The sequence below is a fragment of the Vibrio sp. V08_P9A1T1 genome (assembly GCF_963874405.1).
GTDB lineage: Bacteria > Pseudomonadota > Gammaproteobacteria > Enterobacterales > Vibrionaceae > Vibrio > Vibrio anguillarum.
Window position 1 is genome coordinate 36534 of sequence record NZ_CAWNIB010000222.1, and the last position, 14197, is coordinate 50730.

14 protein-coding genes are annotated in these 14197 nt (G+C 44.5%); 1 reads left to right on the forward strand and 13 read right to left on the reverse strand.

Going from position 1 to position 14197, the window contains the following annotated elements; genetic code table 11:
* Positions 1-50: 50 nt before the first annotated feature.
* The 13 genes from lpxA to rpsB all read right to left on the reverse strand — a co-directional run bounded on the left by lpxA (position 51) and on the right by rpsB (position 12936).
* Positions 51-839, reverse strand: coding sequence for an acyl-ACP--UDP-N-acetylglucosamine O-acyltransferase (lpxA, locus tag AACT21_RS09110; RefSeq protein ID WP_094163813.1), 789 nt, complete (start codon positions 837-839; stop codon positions 51-53).
* A gap of 1 nt (position 840) precedes the next feature.
* On the reverse strand, positions 841-1272 hold the full coding sequence (gene fabZ / locus AACT21_RS09115; RefSeq protein ID WP_026027636.1) for a 3-hydroxyacyl-ACP dehydratase FabZ: 432 nt from the start codon (positions 1270-1272) through the stop codon (positions 841-843).
* 116 nt (positions 1273-1388) lie between these two features.
* Positions 1389-2420: a UDP-3-O-(3-hydroxymyristoyl)glucosamine N-acyltransferase gene (gene lpxD / locus AACT21_RS09120; RefSeq protein ID WP_017046602.1), complete on the reverse strand. Its 1032-nt coding sequence runs from the start codon at positions 2418-2420 to the stop codon at positions 1389-1391.
* A gap of 7 nt (positions 2421-2427) precedes the next feature.
* Complete coding sequence (locus tag AACT21_RS09125; RefSeq protein ID WP_013856212.1) at positions 2428-2937, reverse strand: OmpH family outer membrane protein; 510 nt, start codon at positions 2935-2937, stop codon at positions 2428-2430.
* A gap of 15 nt (positions 2938-2952) precedes the next feature.
* A complete protein-coding gene (gene bamA / locus AACT21_RS09130; RefSeq protein ID WP_017046601.1) occupies positions 2953-5385 on the reverse strand; it encodes an outer membrane protein assembly factor BamA in 2433 nt (810 codons plus the stop codon).
* Positions 5386-5433: 48 nt separating this feature from the next.
* A complete protein-coding gene (gene rseP, locus AACT21_RS09135; RefSeq protein ID WP_094163815.1) occupies positions 5434-6792 on the reverse strand; it encodes a sigma E protease regulator RseP in 1359 nt (452 codons plus the stop codon).
* Positions 6789-7997 (reverse strand): 1-deoxy-D-xylulose-5-phosphate reductoisomerase, encoded by a 1209-nt coding sequence (ispC, locus tag AACT21_RS09140; RefSeq protein WP_019282312.1) that lies wholly within the window; start codon positions 7995-7997, stop codon positions 6789-6791. The genes rseP and ispC overlap by 4 nt, the downstream gene beginning before the upstream one ends.
* A gap of 48 nt (positions 7998-8045) precedes the next feature.
* On the reverse strand, positions 8046-8888 hold the full coding sequence (locus AACT21_RS09145) for a phosphatidate cytidylyltransferase (protein WP_094163817.1): 843 nt from the start codon (positions 8886-8888) through the stop codon (positions 8046-8048).
* 13 nt (positions 8889-8901) lie between these two features.
* Positions 8902-9657 (reverse strand): isoprenyl transferase, encoded by a 756-nt coding sequence (locus AACT21_RS09150; protein ID WP_094147259.1) that lies wholly within the window; start codon positions 9655-9657, stop codon positions 8902-8904.
* 95 nt (positions 9658-9752) lie between these two features.
* The gene (gene frr, locus AACT21_RS09155; protein WP_010320122.1) at positions 9753-10310 is read right to left on the reverse strand and encodes a ribosome recycling factor; all 558 of its coding nucleotides are present in this window, start codon (positions 10308-10310) and stop codon (positions 9753-9755) included.
* Between the two features lie 35 nt (positions 10311-10345).
* Positions 10346-11077 carry a UMP kinase gene (gene pyrH, locus AACT21_RS09160; protein ID WP_010320123.1) on the reverse strand — a complete coding sequence of 244 codons (732 nt, stop codon included), beginning with the start codon at positions 11075-11077 and terminating at the stop codon, positions 10346-10348.
* Positions 11078-11230: 153 nt separating this feature from the next.
* The gene (gene tsf, locus AACT21_RS09165) at positions 11231-12076 is read right to left on the reverse strand and encodes a translation elongation factor Ts (RefSeq protein ID WP_013856205.1); all 846 of its coding nucleotides are present in this window, start codon (positions 12074-12076) and stop codon (positions 11231-11233) included.
* Positions 12077-12204: 128 nt separating this feature from the next.
* The gene (gene rpsB / locus AACT21_RS09170) at positions 12205-12936 is read right to left on the reverse strand and encodes a 30S ribosomal protein S2 (protein WP_013856204.1); all 732 of its coding nucleotides are present in this window, start codon (positions 12934-12936) and stop codon (positions 12205-12207) included.
* Between the two features lie 384 nt (positions 12937-13320).
* Between rpsB and map the strand changes: the two genes are divergently transcribed.
* Entirely contained in the window at positions 13321-14163 is an 843-nt protein-coding gene (map, locus tag AACT21_RS09175; RefSeq protein ID WP_017044011.1) for a type I methionyl aminopeptidase, read from the forward strand.
* Positions 14164-14197 lie beyond the last annotated feature (34 nt).

Here is a 14197-nt window from a genome sequence, read left to right on the forward strand (position 1 = left end):
TCGCTAAACAAGTAGCGATCTTCGGATATTAATCAAAACTCAGTGGCGAACTAACGAATAATGCCACGCTCAGTTTTTTCTAGTAAATCAGTAAAACGCTGAATCGATGGGTACTCTTTCGCCATCTCAACCAATATAGGTAAGACCTCTGCTTGCGTTTTACCTGATCGGTAAATCTCTTTATACGCTTTTTGTAGCGCGCGAATTTCGGCTTTTTCAAAACCATTTCGCTTCAAACCAACAAGGTTAAGGCCAAATGGTGAAGCATGGTTACCTTGTGCTAACACGTAAGCAGGGACATCTTGCACAACAGCAGAACAACCACCGATATAGGCATAAGCACCAACGCTACAGAAAGGATGAATCGCCGACAACGCCATAACACCGGCATAGTCACCGACCGTCACATGGCCGCCAAGAATTGCGTTGTTACCAATGTGCGTATGATTACCAACAATCACATCGTGCGCAATATGGGCATTCACACACAATAGGTTGTCGTTGCCAACAACTGTTTGTGTTTTATCTTGCATAGTACCACGGTGAATTTGCACCGCTTCACGAATAACATTGCGATCACCAATGACAACTCGCGTATCTTCACCACCATACTTCTTATCTTGGTTCTCTTCGCCAATGACGGCGTGAGGGAAAATACGGTTCTCTTCACCAATGACGGTGTTTCCTTTGATGACCACATGCGACATCACTTCCGTACCTTGGCCAATGCTTACCCCAGAGGTGATGTAAGTAAATGGACCAACAGTGACGTTAGCTCCGATGATAGCGCCATCTTCAACCACCGCACTTGGGTGGATTTGTGCAGTTTTATGAATCATATTAAAACTCTCTACGAGCACATTTCATTTCAGCTGAACACACAACCTCACCATCAACTTTCGCTACGCCATTAAACAACGCAATACCACGACGCTCTTTAATGAACTGCACTTCGATGATCAGTTGGTCACCAGGGCCTACAGGTTTACGAAACTTCGCATTATCAATACTAGCAAAGTAATACAATTCGTTATCTTTCGGTGCACCAAAGGTTTTGAATGCTAATAGGCCCGTTGCTTGTGCCATTGCTTCTAAAATCAGTACACCTGGAAAAATAGGTAACTGCGGAAAATGACCAGTGAACTGAGGTTCATTAACTGACACATTTTTCAAGCCAACAAGGTATTTGCCTTCTTCAAAGTCAATTACACGGTCAATCAACAGAAATGGGTAACGGTGAGGAAGCAGCCTCTGAATTTCAGTGATGTGCATCGTTTTCGTTTCAGTCGTCAAAGTCATATTCCTATACAGTAAAACTTTCAAAAATTATTTGGCATTATAGACGAAAAAGACTCGCAATTGGCGAGCCTAATCGGGAAAAAGTAGAATTAGGATTCCGCTTCCTGCTCTAAGTACTTTTCAAGTGCTTTAAGTCGCTTGTGCATATCTTCGATACGGTGAACGCGAGCGGCAGTTTTACGCCATTCTTTGTTCGGTTGCAACGGAATACCAGAAGAGAACATGCCTTTCTCGGTGATGCTACGCATCACCATCCCCATGCCAGTAATAGTGACCCCATCGACAATCTCGATATGGCCATTGATCACCGCACCGCCACCAATAATGCAATATTTACCTATGTGGGTGCTGCCAGCAATGATGGTACCGCCAGCAATTGCAGTGCCATAGCCAATACAGACGTTATGTGCTATCTGTAATTGGTTATCGAGAATGACGTTATCTTCAATAATCGTGTCATCTAATGCGCCACGATCAATTGTCGTGCAGGCACCGATTTCAACTCGATTACCGATCCGGACTGTGCCAATTTGCGGAATTTTAATCCACTCACCTTTCTCATTGGCATAGCCAAAACCATCAGAACCAATCACGGCACCTGACTGAATAAGGCACGCCGAGCCAATTTCCACTTCGTGGTAAACGCTGACATTTGCCCACAACTGGGTGTTAGCGCCAATTTTGGCGTTTTTACCGATGAAACAGCCGGCACCAATGGAGACGTTATCGCCCAGTTGCACGCCCGTCTCAATGACCGCGTTTGCACCAATAGAAACGTTCTGCCCTAGCTGGGCATCCGGTGCAACGACCGCAGAAGAGCTGATATCACTCGCAGGTCGCGGTGTCGTGTCCAGCGCTTGCGCCACCTTTGCAAAAGCAACGTATGGATCAGCGACGACCAATACATTGGTTGTACACAATTCACGTTCACTAGCCTTGACCATAATCACCGTTGCGCGGCATTGACCAAGGTGTTTGTTATATTTGGGATTAGAGAGGAAAGTTACGTAACCTTCCTGCGCCTTATCCATAGGTGCGACAGCGGAAACTGTCGCAGAGCCATCACCAAACAGCTCTCCCCCGGTGATGGTTGCCAATTCGGCTAAAGTCAGTTTTGCCATAATAATATTATTTTAGTTGTTTAATTACTTTCTCTGATAGGTTGTAGTCCGGCTTACCATATTGCATAGCTTGCACGTCAACAACGATGTCATAACCTTCTTTTTCCGCAACTTTCTTCACAGCGTCTTGAATCACCATGAAGAGTTTTTGCTTCTCTTCACTCTCACGACGCGCTGAGGCTTGCTCTAACGCTTGCGCTTTGATTTTGTACTTGCTGTCTAATTGACCAATTTCAATACGCAGCTTCTCGATCTCATCTTGACCTAGCAGTTCGCCATCACGTTTAAGTTTTTCAATTTTGGTTTTTGCTTCAGCTTGAATTGACTGTAGCTCTGCCCCTTTATCTTTAAACTCTTCTTGTAATTTTTGCAGCACAACTTCTCGTTGAGGTAATGCTTGGAATACTTGCGCGGTATTAATGTAACCTACTTTCTGCGCCGCCTCAGCGGCTTGCGCAAAAAATGATGAACTCAGTACAACTAGGCCCAATCCTGCCGCTTGAATCGCTTTTTTCAAAATACTTTCCTCTAATTAGAATGTTCTGCCGATCGTGAAAGTGAAGAACTCTTCATTATCACCTTCATAAATTTTAATAGGTTTGGCAATTGAAAATACCAATGGCCCCATAGGTGACATCCACTGTAGTGCCGCACCATAAGAGGAACGGTAATTCATTGGATCTGAGTAATCGTAATAATACTGATCACCATAACCGAGTTTCCCATCTTTGTAATCGAACTCTGTATCCCAAACGCTGGCCATATCGAAGAAGATGCTGGTGCGAATTTGGCTACGAGTTTCATCAGAGGCAAATGGCGTCGGTACAATCAGCTCTACGCTGGCCAGCGCGACCGCGTTACCACCGACAGAGTCATCTGTTGCGCTATAGCAGCGGTTGTTGCCACCATTATTGCCATTACAGCCTGTCGCATCGTTATAAATCGCTTTCGGTCCAGCCGAGTTAGATCCAAAACCACGCAAAGTGGTAAAACCACCTGCATAATAGTTTTCATAGAATGGGAACAAGTTATCGTTACCATCCGTTTTCCCGTAACCATTACCATACCCTAAGCGTCCTCTTAGCAAGAGTGAAAACTCATGTTTTTTGGTTAATGGGAAATACTGGCGGACATCGTACTGCGCTTTGAAATACTTTACGTCTGAACCCGGCACGGTCATCTTGTAGAAAGCGCGTTGGTGATTCCCCGCCGTTGGGAAAATGGTTCGGTTTAAATTATTGCGCGTCCATGAGATGTTGACGTCAAAGTCATTGGTGATCAAACTGCCATCATCGCTACGGTTACTCGCTTGAGACTGTAAGAATTGACTAACTTGCACATACTCATCGATATTACCGATCTTGTTGTGCGTATAACCGATACCGAGGTCAAAACGGTTTAATTCGTCAAATGGGAAACCCCACGTTAAACTTGTGCCGTAACTTTCATTGGTATAATCAACAATACCAGCTTCAGAAGCCTCAAACTGGTTATAGAAAATCTTACCACCCAAACTGACACCATCAAGGTTCCAATAGGGATCACGGTAATCTAAACTGATGTTCTTTTGATAGTCGTTCATCATGGCATTGATGCCAACTCGATTACCTGAACCAATGAAGTTGTCTTGTTGTAAACCAACCTGAAAACTCACGCCTGATTCTGTACCATAACCGACACCAAAGTTAACACTACCTGAGTTGGCCTCTTTCACGTTGTACACCAGATCGACTTGGTCTTCACTACCAGGTACACGTACGGTTTGCACATCCACTGTTTCAAAGAAGCCAAGACGGTTCAAACGGCTCTTACCCGTATCAATCGCTTTAGAGCTCAGCCAACTGCCTTCCATTTGACGCATTTCGCGGCGCAAAACTTCATCTTTGGTTGAGTTATTACCGACAAAGCGAATATCACGGACATAGATACGCTTACCCGCTTCCACATGAACAACCAAGGAAACTTCTTGCGTTTCATCATTAAATTCTGGGATGGTTCGAACTTGAGGATAAGCATAGCCAGCTTCACCCAATACTCGTTTTACATCTTCTTCAAGCTTGGTCACCAGTGAGCCGTTATAGGTTTCCTCGGCTTCAAACGGGATCAAAGCGGTAAATTCAGCCTCTTTGCCAATCAGCTCTCCGCGGAATTTAACGTCTTTGATTTTATAAGGCTGACCTTCGCTAATGCCTAAAGTGATATAAACGCCTTTTTTATCAGGAGAAATAGCAACTTGTGTGGAATCGACTTGAAACTTTAAGTAGCCACGGTCGAGGTAGAAAGAGCGCAAAGCTTCAATATCAGCGGCTAAGACCTGCTTTTGGTATTTATCATCAGAGAGGAAATTCCACCACGCCACATCGACATTCAAATTGAAGCGTGACAGTAAATCTTGGTCACTAAACACTTCATTGCCAATAAAGTTGATTTGCTGGATTTTCGCAGAAACCCCTTCACTGAACACAAATTTAAGGTCAGCACGGTTGCGAGGTAAAGGTGTCACCACCGCTTTTACGGTCGCGTTGTACTTACCCACGCTGTAGTAAAAATCTTCCAACCCCTTTTCAATGTTGCTCAAGGTCGTACGATCAAGCGCCTCACCGATGCGGATATTGGATGCATCAAGATTCTGCTGCAACTGCTCTTCTTTGATCGCTTTATTTCCAGAGAAGGAAACACTTGCAATGGTTGGACGTTCTTTAACCTGAACGATCAGAACGTTGTTGTCTCGTAATACTTTGATGTCTTCAAAGTTGCCCGAAGTGTAAAGTGCTTTGATAATATCCGCGACATCTTGTGCATCAACGGTATCGCCAATTCGAACGGGCATTTTAAGCAATGCGGCGCCGAGCGCAACGCGTTGAAGCCCTTCAATTTGAATATCCTGCACTACGAAATTCTCGGCACTATGTGCTGAGAGGCTGGTTGCCAATAGTGTCGCGAAAAGGATCTGTTTCATTGCCATATTTATTCTTGTTATTCCTTGCTACAACTTCTGCCTAATGGTTACAAATCACAGGCGACTAAAATCATTAAATATTGCCACAGCCATCAAAGAAAAGATGATCGCCCCACCAATTCGGTATCCCATTTCTTGAATCTTCTCTGGGACAGGACGACGAATAACGGCTTCAATTGCAAAAAACAGTAAGTGTCCGCCATCTAACATTGGCAGTGGTACTAGATTGATAATGCCTAAGTTGACACTAATCAGAGCCAGAAAACCCAAGAAATAGACCAAACCATAGTCAGCGGTAGTTCCAGCTCCTTTGGCAATCGAAATTGGCCCACTCAGATTATTCAACCCCACATCACCGACCACCAGTTTTTTCAACATGCTGACGGTTAAGTTGATCACTTGCTGTGTTTTTTCAACCGCTTTTCCGACTGATTCAAATACACCATATTGCAGCTCAAATCGATAACTTTCCGGCCATTCTGCGACTTTAGGAGCGATTCCCGCAAAACCTATCGTTTTGCCTTGCGGTAACTCACGAACGTCAGGCGTAAGCTCGATAGTCAAGCGTTGTTCATCACGCACAACAACCAATGAAACTGGCTGATTGGGATGGCTTTGTATCAACTCCACAACTTGCTGCCAATGGTTTATCTTCGCACCGTTGGCTTCGATCAAGGTGTCGCCAACTTCTAACCCGGCCTTCTCTCCGGCGCTGCCTTGAGAAACATTGGTTAGCGTCAGCGATATTTCAGGAACAAATGGTTTAAAACCTAACGCTCCCATAGCAGACTCTGTTTCTGGGTTAAAGTTCCAAGAACGGATATCTAATGTTTTGATTTCATCCACACCAATTTCATTATTGGTTCCGACGGTGAGCGTTAATTGTTCATCACCAATATGGCTAATCAGCCCCATATTGACCGATTCCCAATCTAAGGTATTCACTCCTGAGACTGCTTTGATCTGCATTCCTGGCTCTAAACCCGCTTGAGCGGCGATCGATTGCGGAGCAATTTCGCCAATCACAGGTTTTACCGCTGGGACACCAATTAAGAACACGAGCCAATAGGCAAAAATGGCGAAGAAAAAGTTAAAAGCAGGCCCAGCACTCACGACAGCGACACGTTTCCACAATGGTTTTTGGTCAAAAGCTAAGGGTTTTAATTCAGCTGGAACATCATCAACACGGCTATCGAGCATTTTAACGTAGCCGCCGAGAGGAATCATTGAGAGGTTGTACTCGGTGCCATCTTTGGCTACTCGGCTCCAAAGTGATTTACCAAAGCCAATGGAAAATTTTTCGACTTTAATTCCGCAGCGACGTGCTACCCAAAAATGACCAAATTCATGCACAGCAACCAATATACCTAACGCAATGATGAAAGAGACGAAATTCCACAAAATACCACTCATAATAAATGCTCTTGTATGATTTGCTGGGCAATAGTGCGCGCCATTCTATCGAGCTCTAACAAGCTTTCCAAGTCATAGCAATGTAACTGAGTATGTGCTGCACACACTTTTGACAATACACGTTCATTAACTTGTGCGATATCGGTAAAACGAATTTGCTTATTTAAAAAAGCTTCAACAGCTATTTCGTTGGCTGCATTTAAAGAGGTGGTGGCATGTTGCCCTTGATAGCAAGCATCAATCGCCAATCCCAAACAAGGATAACGCTCGTAGTCCACATCCATAAAACTCAAATTACTTAATTTGGTAAAATCCAGTGCCGGAACACCCGCAGTAATGCGTTCTGGATAAGAGAGAGTTAAAGCAATTGGCGTGGACATATCGGGTTCCCCCATTTGCGCAAGCACCGAACCATCGCGGTACTGCACCATAGAGTGGATCACCGATTGTGGGTGGATTAACACTTTTAATTGCTGTTTCGATGCATTAAACAACCACTTAGCTTCAATATATTCCAAACCTTTGTTCATCATGGTAGCGGAATCAACCGAAATTTTCGGCCCCATCGACCAGTTAGGATGAGCAATCGCTTGCTGTGGTGAAACATCAGCTAACGTGGATAAATCACTATAGCGAAAAGGGCCGCCAGAACCCGTGAGCAGAATATGTTGCACACCATGTTCTTGTAAATCACAGCGACCCAAAGAGCCTTGTATTTCAGGGGGTAAGCATTGAAAAATCGCGTTATGTTCGCTATCGACAGGGAGCAATTCCGCACCGTGTTTTTCGACCGCATCAATAAACAATTGGCCAGACATCACCAAGGCTTCTTTGTTTGCCAACAAAACACGCTTGCCCGCCTTTACCGCGGCCATGGTTGGTAACAAACCTGCTGCACCAACAATCGCCGCCATCACCGTATCCACCTCATCTAATGCGGCGACGTGGCACATGGCGTCTTCACCAAATAATACGGTTGTTTTTAAGTTCAATGACTGCAATTGAGCTAAAAGCTCATCCGCCGCCTTTTGGTTTGCCATTACCGCATAAACTGGCTGCCAACGCTGGCATAGCTCACGCATTTTATTGACATTATTTCCCGCGGCTAAAGCCACAACGGAAAAGTGTTCGGGATTTTGAGCCACGACTTTTAATGTGCTTGCCCCAATTGAACCTGTGGCCCCGAGAATCGTTAACTTACGCATAGCAACAACCGTGAATTAAGATTGGGGTAAGACAGCTTAACCCAAGCATTAGAAAATGAAATACAGTAGAGCAAAAACAGGAAATGCAGCCGTCAGGCTATCGATACGATCCAAAACGCCGCCATGCCCAGGAATAATATTACTGCTGTCTTTAATTCCTGAAACGCGCTTAAACATACTTTCGACCAGATCACCGAGCACAGAGATAATCACAGTCGCTAATGTAATACCGACCATCGACAGCGTGTTTGTAAACCGGATATCAAACCAATCAGCAGTAAACCACGCCACAATCAATGCCGTAATAATGCCACCAATCAACCCTTCAATGGTTTTATTTGGACTGACTGCTGGTGCCATTTTGTGCTTACCAAAACTTTTGCCCGCAAAATAAGCGCCACTGTCTGCAGCCCAAACAATTAAGCAGACAAATAGCACCAACTTAGCACCGTGGTATGGCTCACTCAAAAAGGCTTCTGCGCGTAAAAATAGTACGCTCCAGAAAAAAGGAAGTAGTGTAAGCACACCAAAAAGGTGCCTAAGTAGATTGGATTTTTCCCACCATGGACGGGATTTAGGATAGGTAATGGCTAAAAAGCTAGAAAACAGCCACCAAGCCACCCCAACACTTAATATCACATAGTGATTCGAGTTCATGCTGGCTAGGCTAACGGCATCAGGGGAAATTAGTAGGTAACTTGCTCCACCAATAATAATGGCTGGCAACAGCGCCAGATACCTAGATGTCGAATCGATAAACTGCGTCCATTCCCATACACCGACGAGCGCCACAAGGGCCAAAATGGCCATAAATAGGGGGAGTGGCAGTTCAAAAATGCCCAGCATCACCAGTGGAGCTAATATGAGCGCCGTGATAATTCGTTGCTTCAAACTAATGGATCCTTTATTTCTGTTCCATCAATGCCTTAACCTGTTCCCCTGTGCAGCCAAAACGGCGTTCACGGTTAACAAACCAAGTCACTGCTTCAATTAAACTTTCTTCACCAAACTCAGGCCAGTAAATCGGCGTAAAGTACATCTCTGCATAGGCCAATTGCCACAACATAAAATTACTAATACGACATTCACCGCTGGTACGAATGAGCAAATCCACTTCAGGAATATCAGACATCGTTAGCGACTGTGTAATCAGCGTCTCGTCAATCTGATCAGGAGAAAGCTCACCGCTCGCCACTTTGAGCGCGATAGAGCGCATTGCTTCTGTGATATCCCATTTTCCGCCATAGTTTGCGGCGATATTAACGACCATGCCACTGTTTGATGAGGTTAACTCTTCTGCCTGAGCGATTTTTGTTTGTAAGCGTGAGCTAAAACGTGTTTTATCACCAATGACCCTAAGACGCAGATTGTTCTTATGCAGCTTTTTTACTTCTGTGGATAGCACAGTAATAAATAACTCCATCAACACGCCCACTTCAGCTTCCGGACGCCGCCAATTTTCACTGCTAAAGGCAAACAAAGTAACGGCTTTAATACCCAATTTCGCTGCAGTAGAAATCGTTCTTCGGACCGCTGCTACACCATTCTTATGGCCAAATACACGAGGTTTACCTTGTGCTTTAGCCCAACGGCCATTTCCGTCCATAATAATTGCGATGTGTTGGGGTAATACATCAGATGAGAGGGATGAGTTTTGCATAAGAAATTAATTGATTACCAAACTGATAGGGCAAAATAGCATAAAAAAACGCTGCACTGTGAGCACAGCGTTTTAGAAAGGCTAAAAAGAGCGAATTAAACTTCCATTAACTCTTTTTCTTTTGCAGCAAGAACTTCATCAATTCTCTTAATCGCTACATCGGTAAGTTTTTGAATCTCTTCTTGCGCTTTATGATCTTCGTCTTCAGAGATTTCTTTATCTTTCAGTAGAGCTTTTAAGTCGCCATTGGCATCACGACGAATGTTGCGAACCGCAACGCGACCACCTTCGGCTTCACCACGAACAATTTTCACCAAATTACGGCGACGTTCTTCGGTCAGTGGTGGCAGTGGTACACGAATAACCGTACCTGCAGACATTGGGTTTAGACCCAAATCAGACATCAAAATCGCTTTTTCAACTTTTGGCGTCAACTCTTTATCAAAAACAGTGATCGCGAGAGTACGTGCATCTTCAGCTACAACGTTAGCGATTTGATTCAGCGGTGTCGAAGCACCATAGTAATCGACAGAAATGCCGGAGAGTAAACTTGGGTGAGCGCGACCAGTACGTACCTTAGAAAGGTTGTTTTTCAGGGCATCTACGCTCTTATCCATACGCTCTTGAGCGTCTTTCTTGATTTCGTTAATCACAAATATCACCTACTTGTTTTTTTGTTTTGGAGTGATTAGTCAGCGGTGCTAATTAGTGTACCTTCCGCTTCACCCATTACCACGCGACGTAGTGCGCCCGGTTTGTTCATATTAAATACGCGGATTGGCATTTTATGGTCACGCGCTAGCGTAAACGCGGCCAAGTCCATCACTTTTAGCTCTTTTTCAAGCACGGTTGTATAAGACAGCTTATCATACAGTTCTGCGTCTGGGTTTGCCACTGGGTCTGCACTAAATACGCCATCTACTTTTGTCGCTTTTAGAACCACATCCGCTTCAATTTCAATACCGCGCAAACAGGCAGCAGAATCAGTTGTAAAGAATGGGTTACCAGTACCCGCAGAGAAGATCACAACACGGCCTTGACGTAGTTGGCTGATAGCATCGGCCCAATTGTAATCGTCACACACACCTTTAAGAGGAATGGCAGACATCACCCGTGCATTCACATAAGCACGGTGCAAAGCATCACGCATCGCCAAACCATTCATTACGGTTGCCAGCATTCCCATGTGGTCGCCCACAACACGGTTCATGCCCGCTTCAGCAAGACCTGCGCCACGGAATAAGTTACCGCCGCCGATGACAACACCCACTTGAACACCCAGTTCAACCAGTTCTTTTACTTCCTGTGCCATGCGATCTAACACCGCAGGATCAATACCAAAACCTTCTTCGCCTTGTAGCGCTTCACCGCTAAGTTTTAACAGGATACGTTGATAGGCTGGTTTAGGGTTCGTAGTCATGGAGCTTACCTTCCAAATAGAGAGTTGTTAATTAACAGTCATGATTTAAAACTGAATACTGAATTCTAAATCATCACAATTAGTCTCAATATGCCATTCGTAAAAAGACCGCAGCCTTGGCTACGGTCTCTTTCTTAGGCAAAATCGCTAGGATTAACCTTTTTGAACCATTGCAACTTCTTCAGCGAAGCTAAGTTCTTGAGCTTTCTCAATACCTTCACCAACTTCTAGACGTACGAAGTTAGTAACGGTTGCGCCTTTAGCTTTCAGCATTGCGCCAACAGTTTGAGAAGGATCCATGATGAACGCTTGACCAGTAAGTGATACTTCACCTGTGAACTTAGTCATGCGGCCTTCAACCATTTTCTCAGCAATTGCTGCTGGCTTGCCAGATTGCATTGCGATTTCGATTTGGATTTCACGCTCTTTAGCCACAACTTCTGCTGGTACATCTTCAGGGTTCACGTACTCAGGTTTTGCAGCAGCAACGTGCATTGCTACGTGTTTGATGGTCTCTTCATCCGCTTCACCAGCAACCACAACACCGATACGGTCGCCATGGCGGTATGAACCTACTTTAGCGCCTTCGATGTAATGAACGCGACGGATAGTGATGTTTTCACCAATTTTAGCAACAAGAGCAATACGTGCTTCTTCAAATTTAGCTTGAAGTGCTGCGATATCTAGACGCTCAGCAAGTGCAACCGCTAGAACTTCGTTAGCGAACGCTAGGAAGCTTGAATCTTTTGCTACGAAGTCAGTTTGGCAGTTCACTTCTAGAAGTGCTGCAAAACCATCAGCTTCTTTAATTAGGATAGTACCTTCAGCTGCGATGTTACCTGCTTTTTTCGCTGCTTTAGCTGCGCCGCTTTTGCGCATGTTTTCAATTGCTAGTTCGATGTCAGCGTTTGCTTCTACAAGCGCTTTTTTACATTCCATCATACCTGCGCCAGTACGCTCGCGCAGTTCTTTTACTAGAGCAGCAGTTACAGTTGCCATTCTCTATTCCTCAGTTGATTCTGGTGGTAAAAATCAGGGGCCGATTGTTTGGCCCCTGATGCTAACTATAACTTGTTCAATGCATCAATCGTGTGACACATATAATCAAGTGTGACTCAGAGCCGCTATTATTCTGCTTCTACGAAACCGTCTTTTGCAGCAGCAAGTGCAGCTGCATCTTTGTTACGACCTTCGTTAACCGTTTCTGCAACAGCATTTAGGTAAAGCTGGATTGCACGGATTGCGTCGTCGTTACCAGGGATAATGTAGTCAACGCCATCTGGGTTAGAGTTAGTATCAACAACAGCGTAAACTGGGATACCTAGGTTGTTTGCTTCTTTAACTGCAATGTGCTCGTGATCTGCATCGATAACGAATAGTGCGTCAGGTAGACCGCCCATATCTTTGATACCACCAAGAGATTTCTCTAGCTTCTCCATTTCACGAGTACGCATTAGAGCTTCTTTCTTAGTTAGCTTATCAAAAGTGCCATCTGTTGCTTGAATTTCAAGCTCTTTTAGACGCTTGATTGACTGACGAACAGTTTTCCAGTTAGTTAGCATGCCGCCCAACCAGCGGTTGTTAACGTAGAATTGGTTGCTTGCGATAGCCGCTTCTTTAACAGCTTCAGATGCTGCGCGTTTAGTACCAACGAAAAGAACTTTACCTTTTTTCTCGCCAACTTTTTGTAGCTCAGCTAGAGCTTCGTTGAACATAGGAACAGTTTTTTCTAAGTTGATGATGTGAACACGGCTACGAGCACCAAAAATGAATGGCTTCATTTTTGGGTTCCAGTAACGAGTCTGGTGACCGAAGTGAACACCAGCTTTTAGCATGTCGCGCATTGATACAGTTGCCATTTAAAAATCCTCTATGGGGTTAGGCCTCCACACTCCCCATGTATCCGACCCCTAACATCTATTCGGTTGTTGCCGATAGTTTTATTGTTGGAGCACCCCGGAACACGTGTCGGAATGTGTGTGATTTAAAGATAATGTGTTTAGAAAGGAAGGTGGGCTTCGTCATTTCAGAAGAAAACGCACTTCGATTCCGGCGCGCTTTATACCATATTTAGCCCTTCTCTGGCTAGAAAAAAATACGACACATCATGGCTTAGGTAAGCTGTAGTTATGCAAACAATTCTTACTTACCGACAGGGATCCCTTGCGATTCATCCATGCACTGCTAGAATAACGCCCATTCGCACAGTTAAGTGCTTAAGAATTAATGCATAGAGAAAGCCGATGTCTGTAAAAATCAAAACTGCTGAAGAAATAGCCAAAATGCGCGTCGCGGGTAAACTGGCTGCCGATGTCCTTGAGATGATTGAACCGCATGTAAAAGTGGGCATCACCACTGAAGAACTTGACCAGATCTGCCACAAGTACATCACTGAAGTACAGCAAGCTATTCCAGCACCATTGAATTACCACGGTTTTCCTAAATCGATCTGTACCTCTATCAATCACATTGTTTGTCACGGCATTCCGGCAACTCAAGATACGCAGTATGGGCAATTACAGCGTCCAGCGGTACTGAAAGAGGGTGATATTCTGAACATTGATATCACGGTTATTAAAGATGGCTACCACGGTGATACCTCAAAGATGTTCTTTGTCGGTGAAGTGTCGCCAGCAGATAAGCGCCTATGTCTTGTTGCGCAAGAGTGTCTTTATATCGGCATGAAGAAGGTCAAACCCGGAGTTCAATTGGGTGAAATTGGTACTGCGATCGAAAAACACATTAAAACCAATAATAAAAATAACCCACGTCTTAAATTTTCGATTGTGAAAGATTATTGCGGCCACGGTATTGGCGCTCAATTTCATGAAGAACCACAAGTGGTTCACTATAAAAACGGCGACAGAACCGTACTGCGTGAAGGGATGATTTTCACTATCGAGCCAATGATTAATGCGGGTAAATTTGGTTGCCGCCTTGATGATGAAGACAATTGGACGGTTTACACTGCCGATGGCAAAAACTCAGCGCAGTGGGAACACACCATTTTGGTTACCGCCACTGGCTGTGAAGTGCTGACGCTGCGTGAAGAAGAAACCATTCCGCGTCTGATGCATAACGCCTAATTACATCGAACCAAAACCTTATCAATTAATATCC

Excerpts from the sequence above, each read along its gene's own strand:
- lpxA (WP_094163813.1), bottom strand. The coding sequence starts at position 839 with ATGATTCATAAAACTGCACAAATCCACCCAAGTGCGGTGGTTGAAGAT.
- fabZ (WP_026027636.1), bottom strand. The coding sequence starts at position 1,272 with ATGCACATCACTGAAATTCAGAGGCTGCTTCCTCACCGTTACCCATTT.
- lpxD (WP_017046602.1), bottom strand. The coding sequence starts at position 2,420 with ATGGCAAAACTGACTTTAGCCGAATTGGCAACCATCACCGGGGGAGAG.
- bamA (WP_017046601.1), bottom strand. The coding sequence starts at position 5,385 with ATGGCAATGAAACAGATCCTTTTCGCGACACTATTGGCAACCAGCCTC.
- rseP (WP_094163815.1), bottom strand. The coding sequence starts at position 6,792 with ATGAGTGGTATTTTGTGGAATTTCGTCTCTTTCATCATTGCGTTAGGT.
- ispC (WP_019282312.1), bottom strand. The coding sequence starts at position 7,997 with ATGCGTAAGTTAACGATTCTCGGGGCCACAGGTTCAATTGGGGCAAGC.
- AACT21_RS09150 (WP_094147259.1), bottom strand. The coding sequence starts at position 9,657 with ATGCAAAACTCATCCCTCTCATCTGATGTATTACCCCAACACATCGCA.
- pyrH (WP_010320123.1), bottom strand. The coding sequence starts at position 11,077 with ATGACTACGAACCCTAAACCAGCCTATCAACGTATCCTGTTAAAACTT.
- tsf (WP_013856205.1), bottom strand. The coding sequence starts at position 12,076 with ATGGCAACTGTAACTGCTGCTCTAGTAAAAGAACTGCGCGAGCGTACT.
- rpsB (WP_013856204.1), bottom strand. The coding sequence starts at position 12,936 with ATGGCAACTGTATCAATGCGCGACATGCTAAAAGCTGGTGTTCACTTC.
- map (WP_017044011.1), top strand. The coding sequence starts at position 13,321 with ATGTCTGTAAAAATCAAAACTGCTGAAGAAATAGCCAAAATGCGCGTC.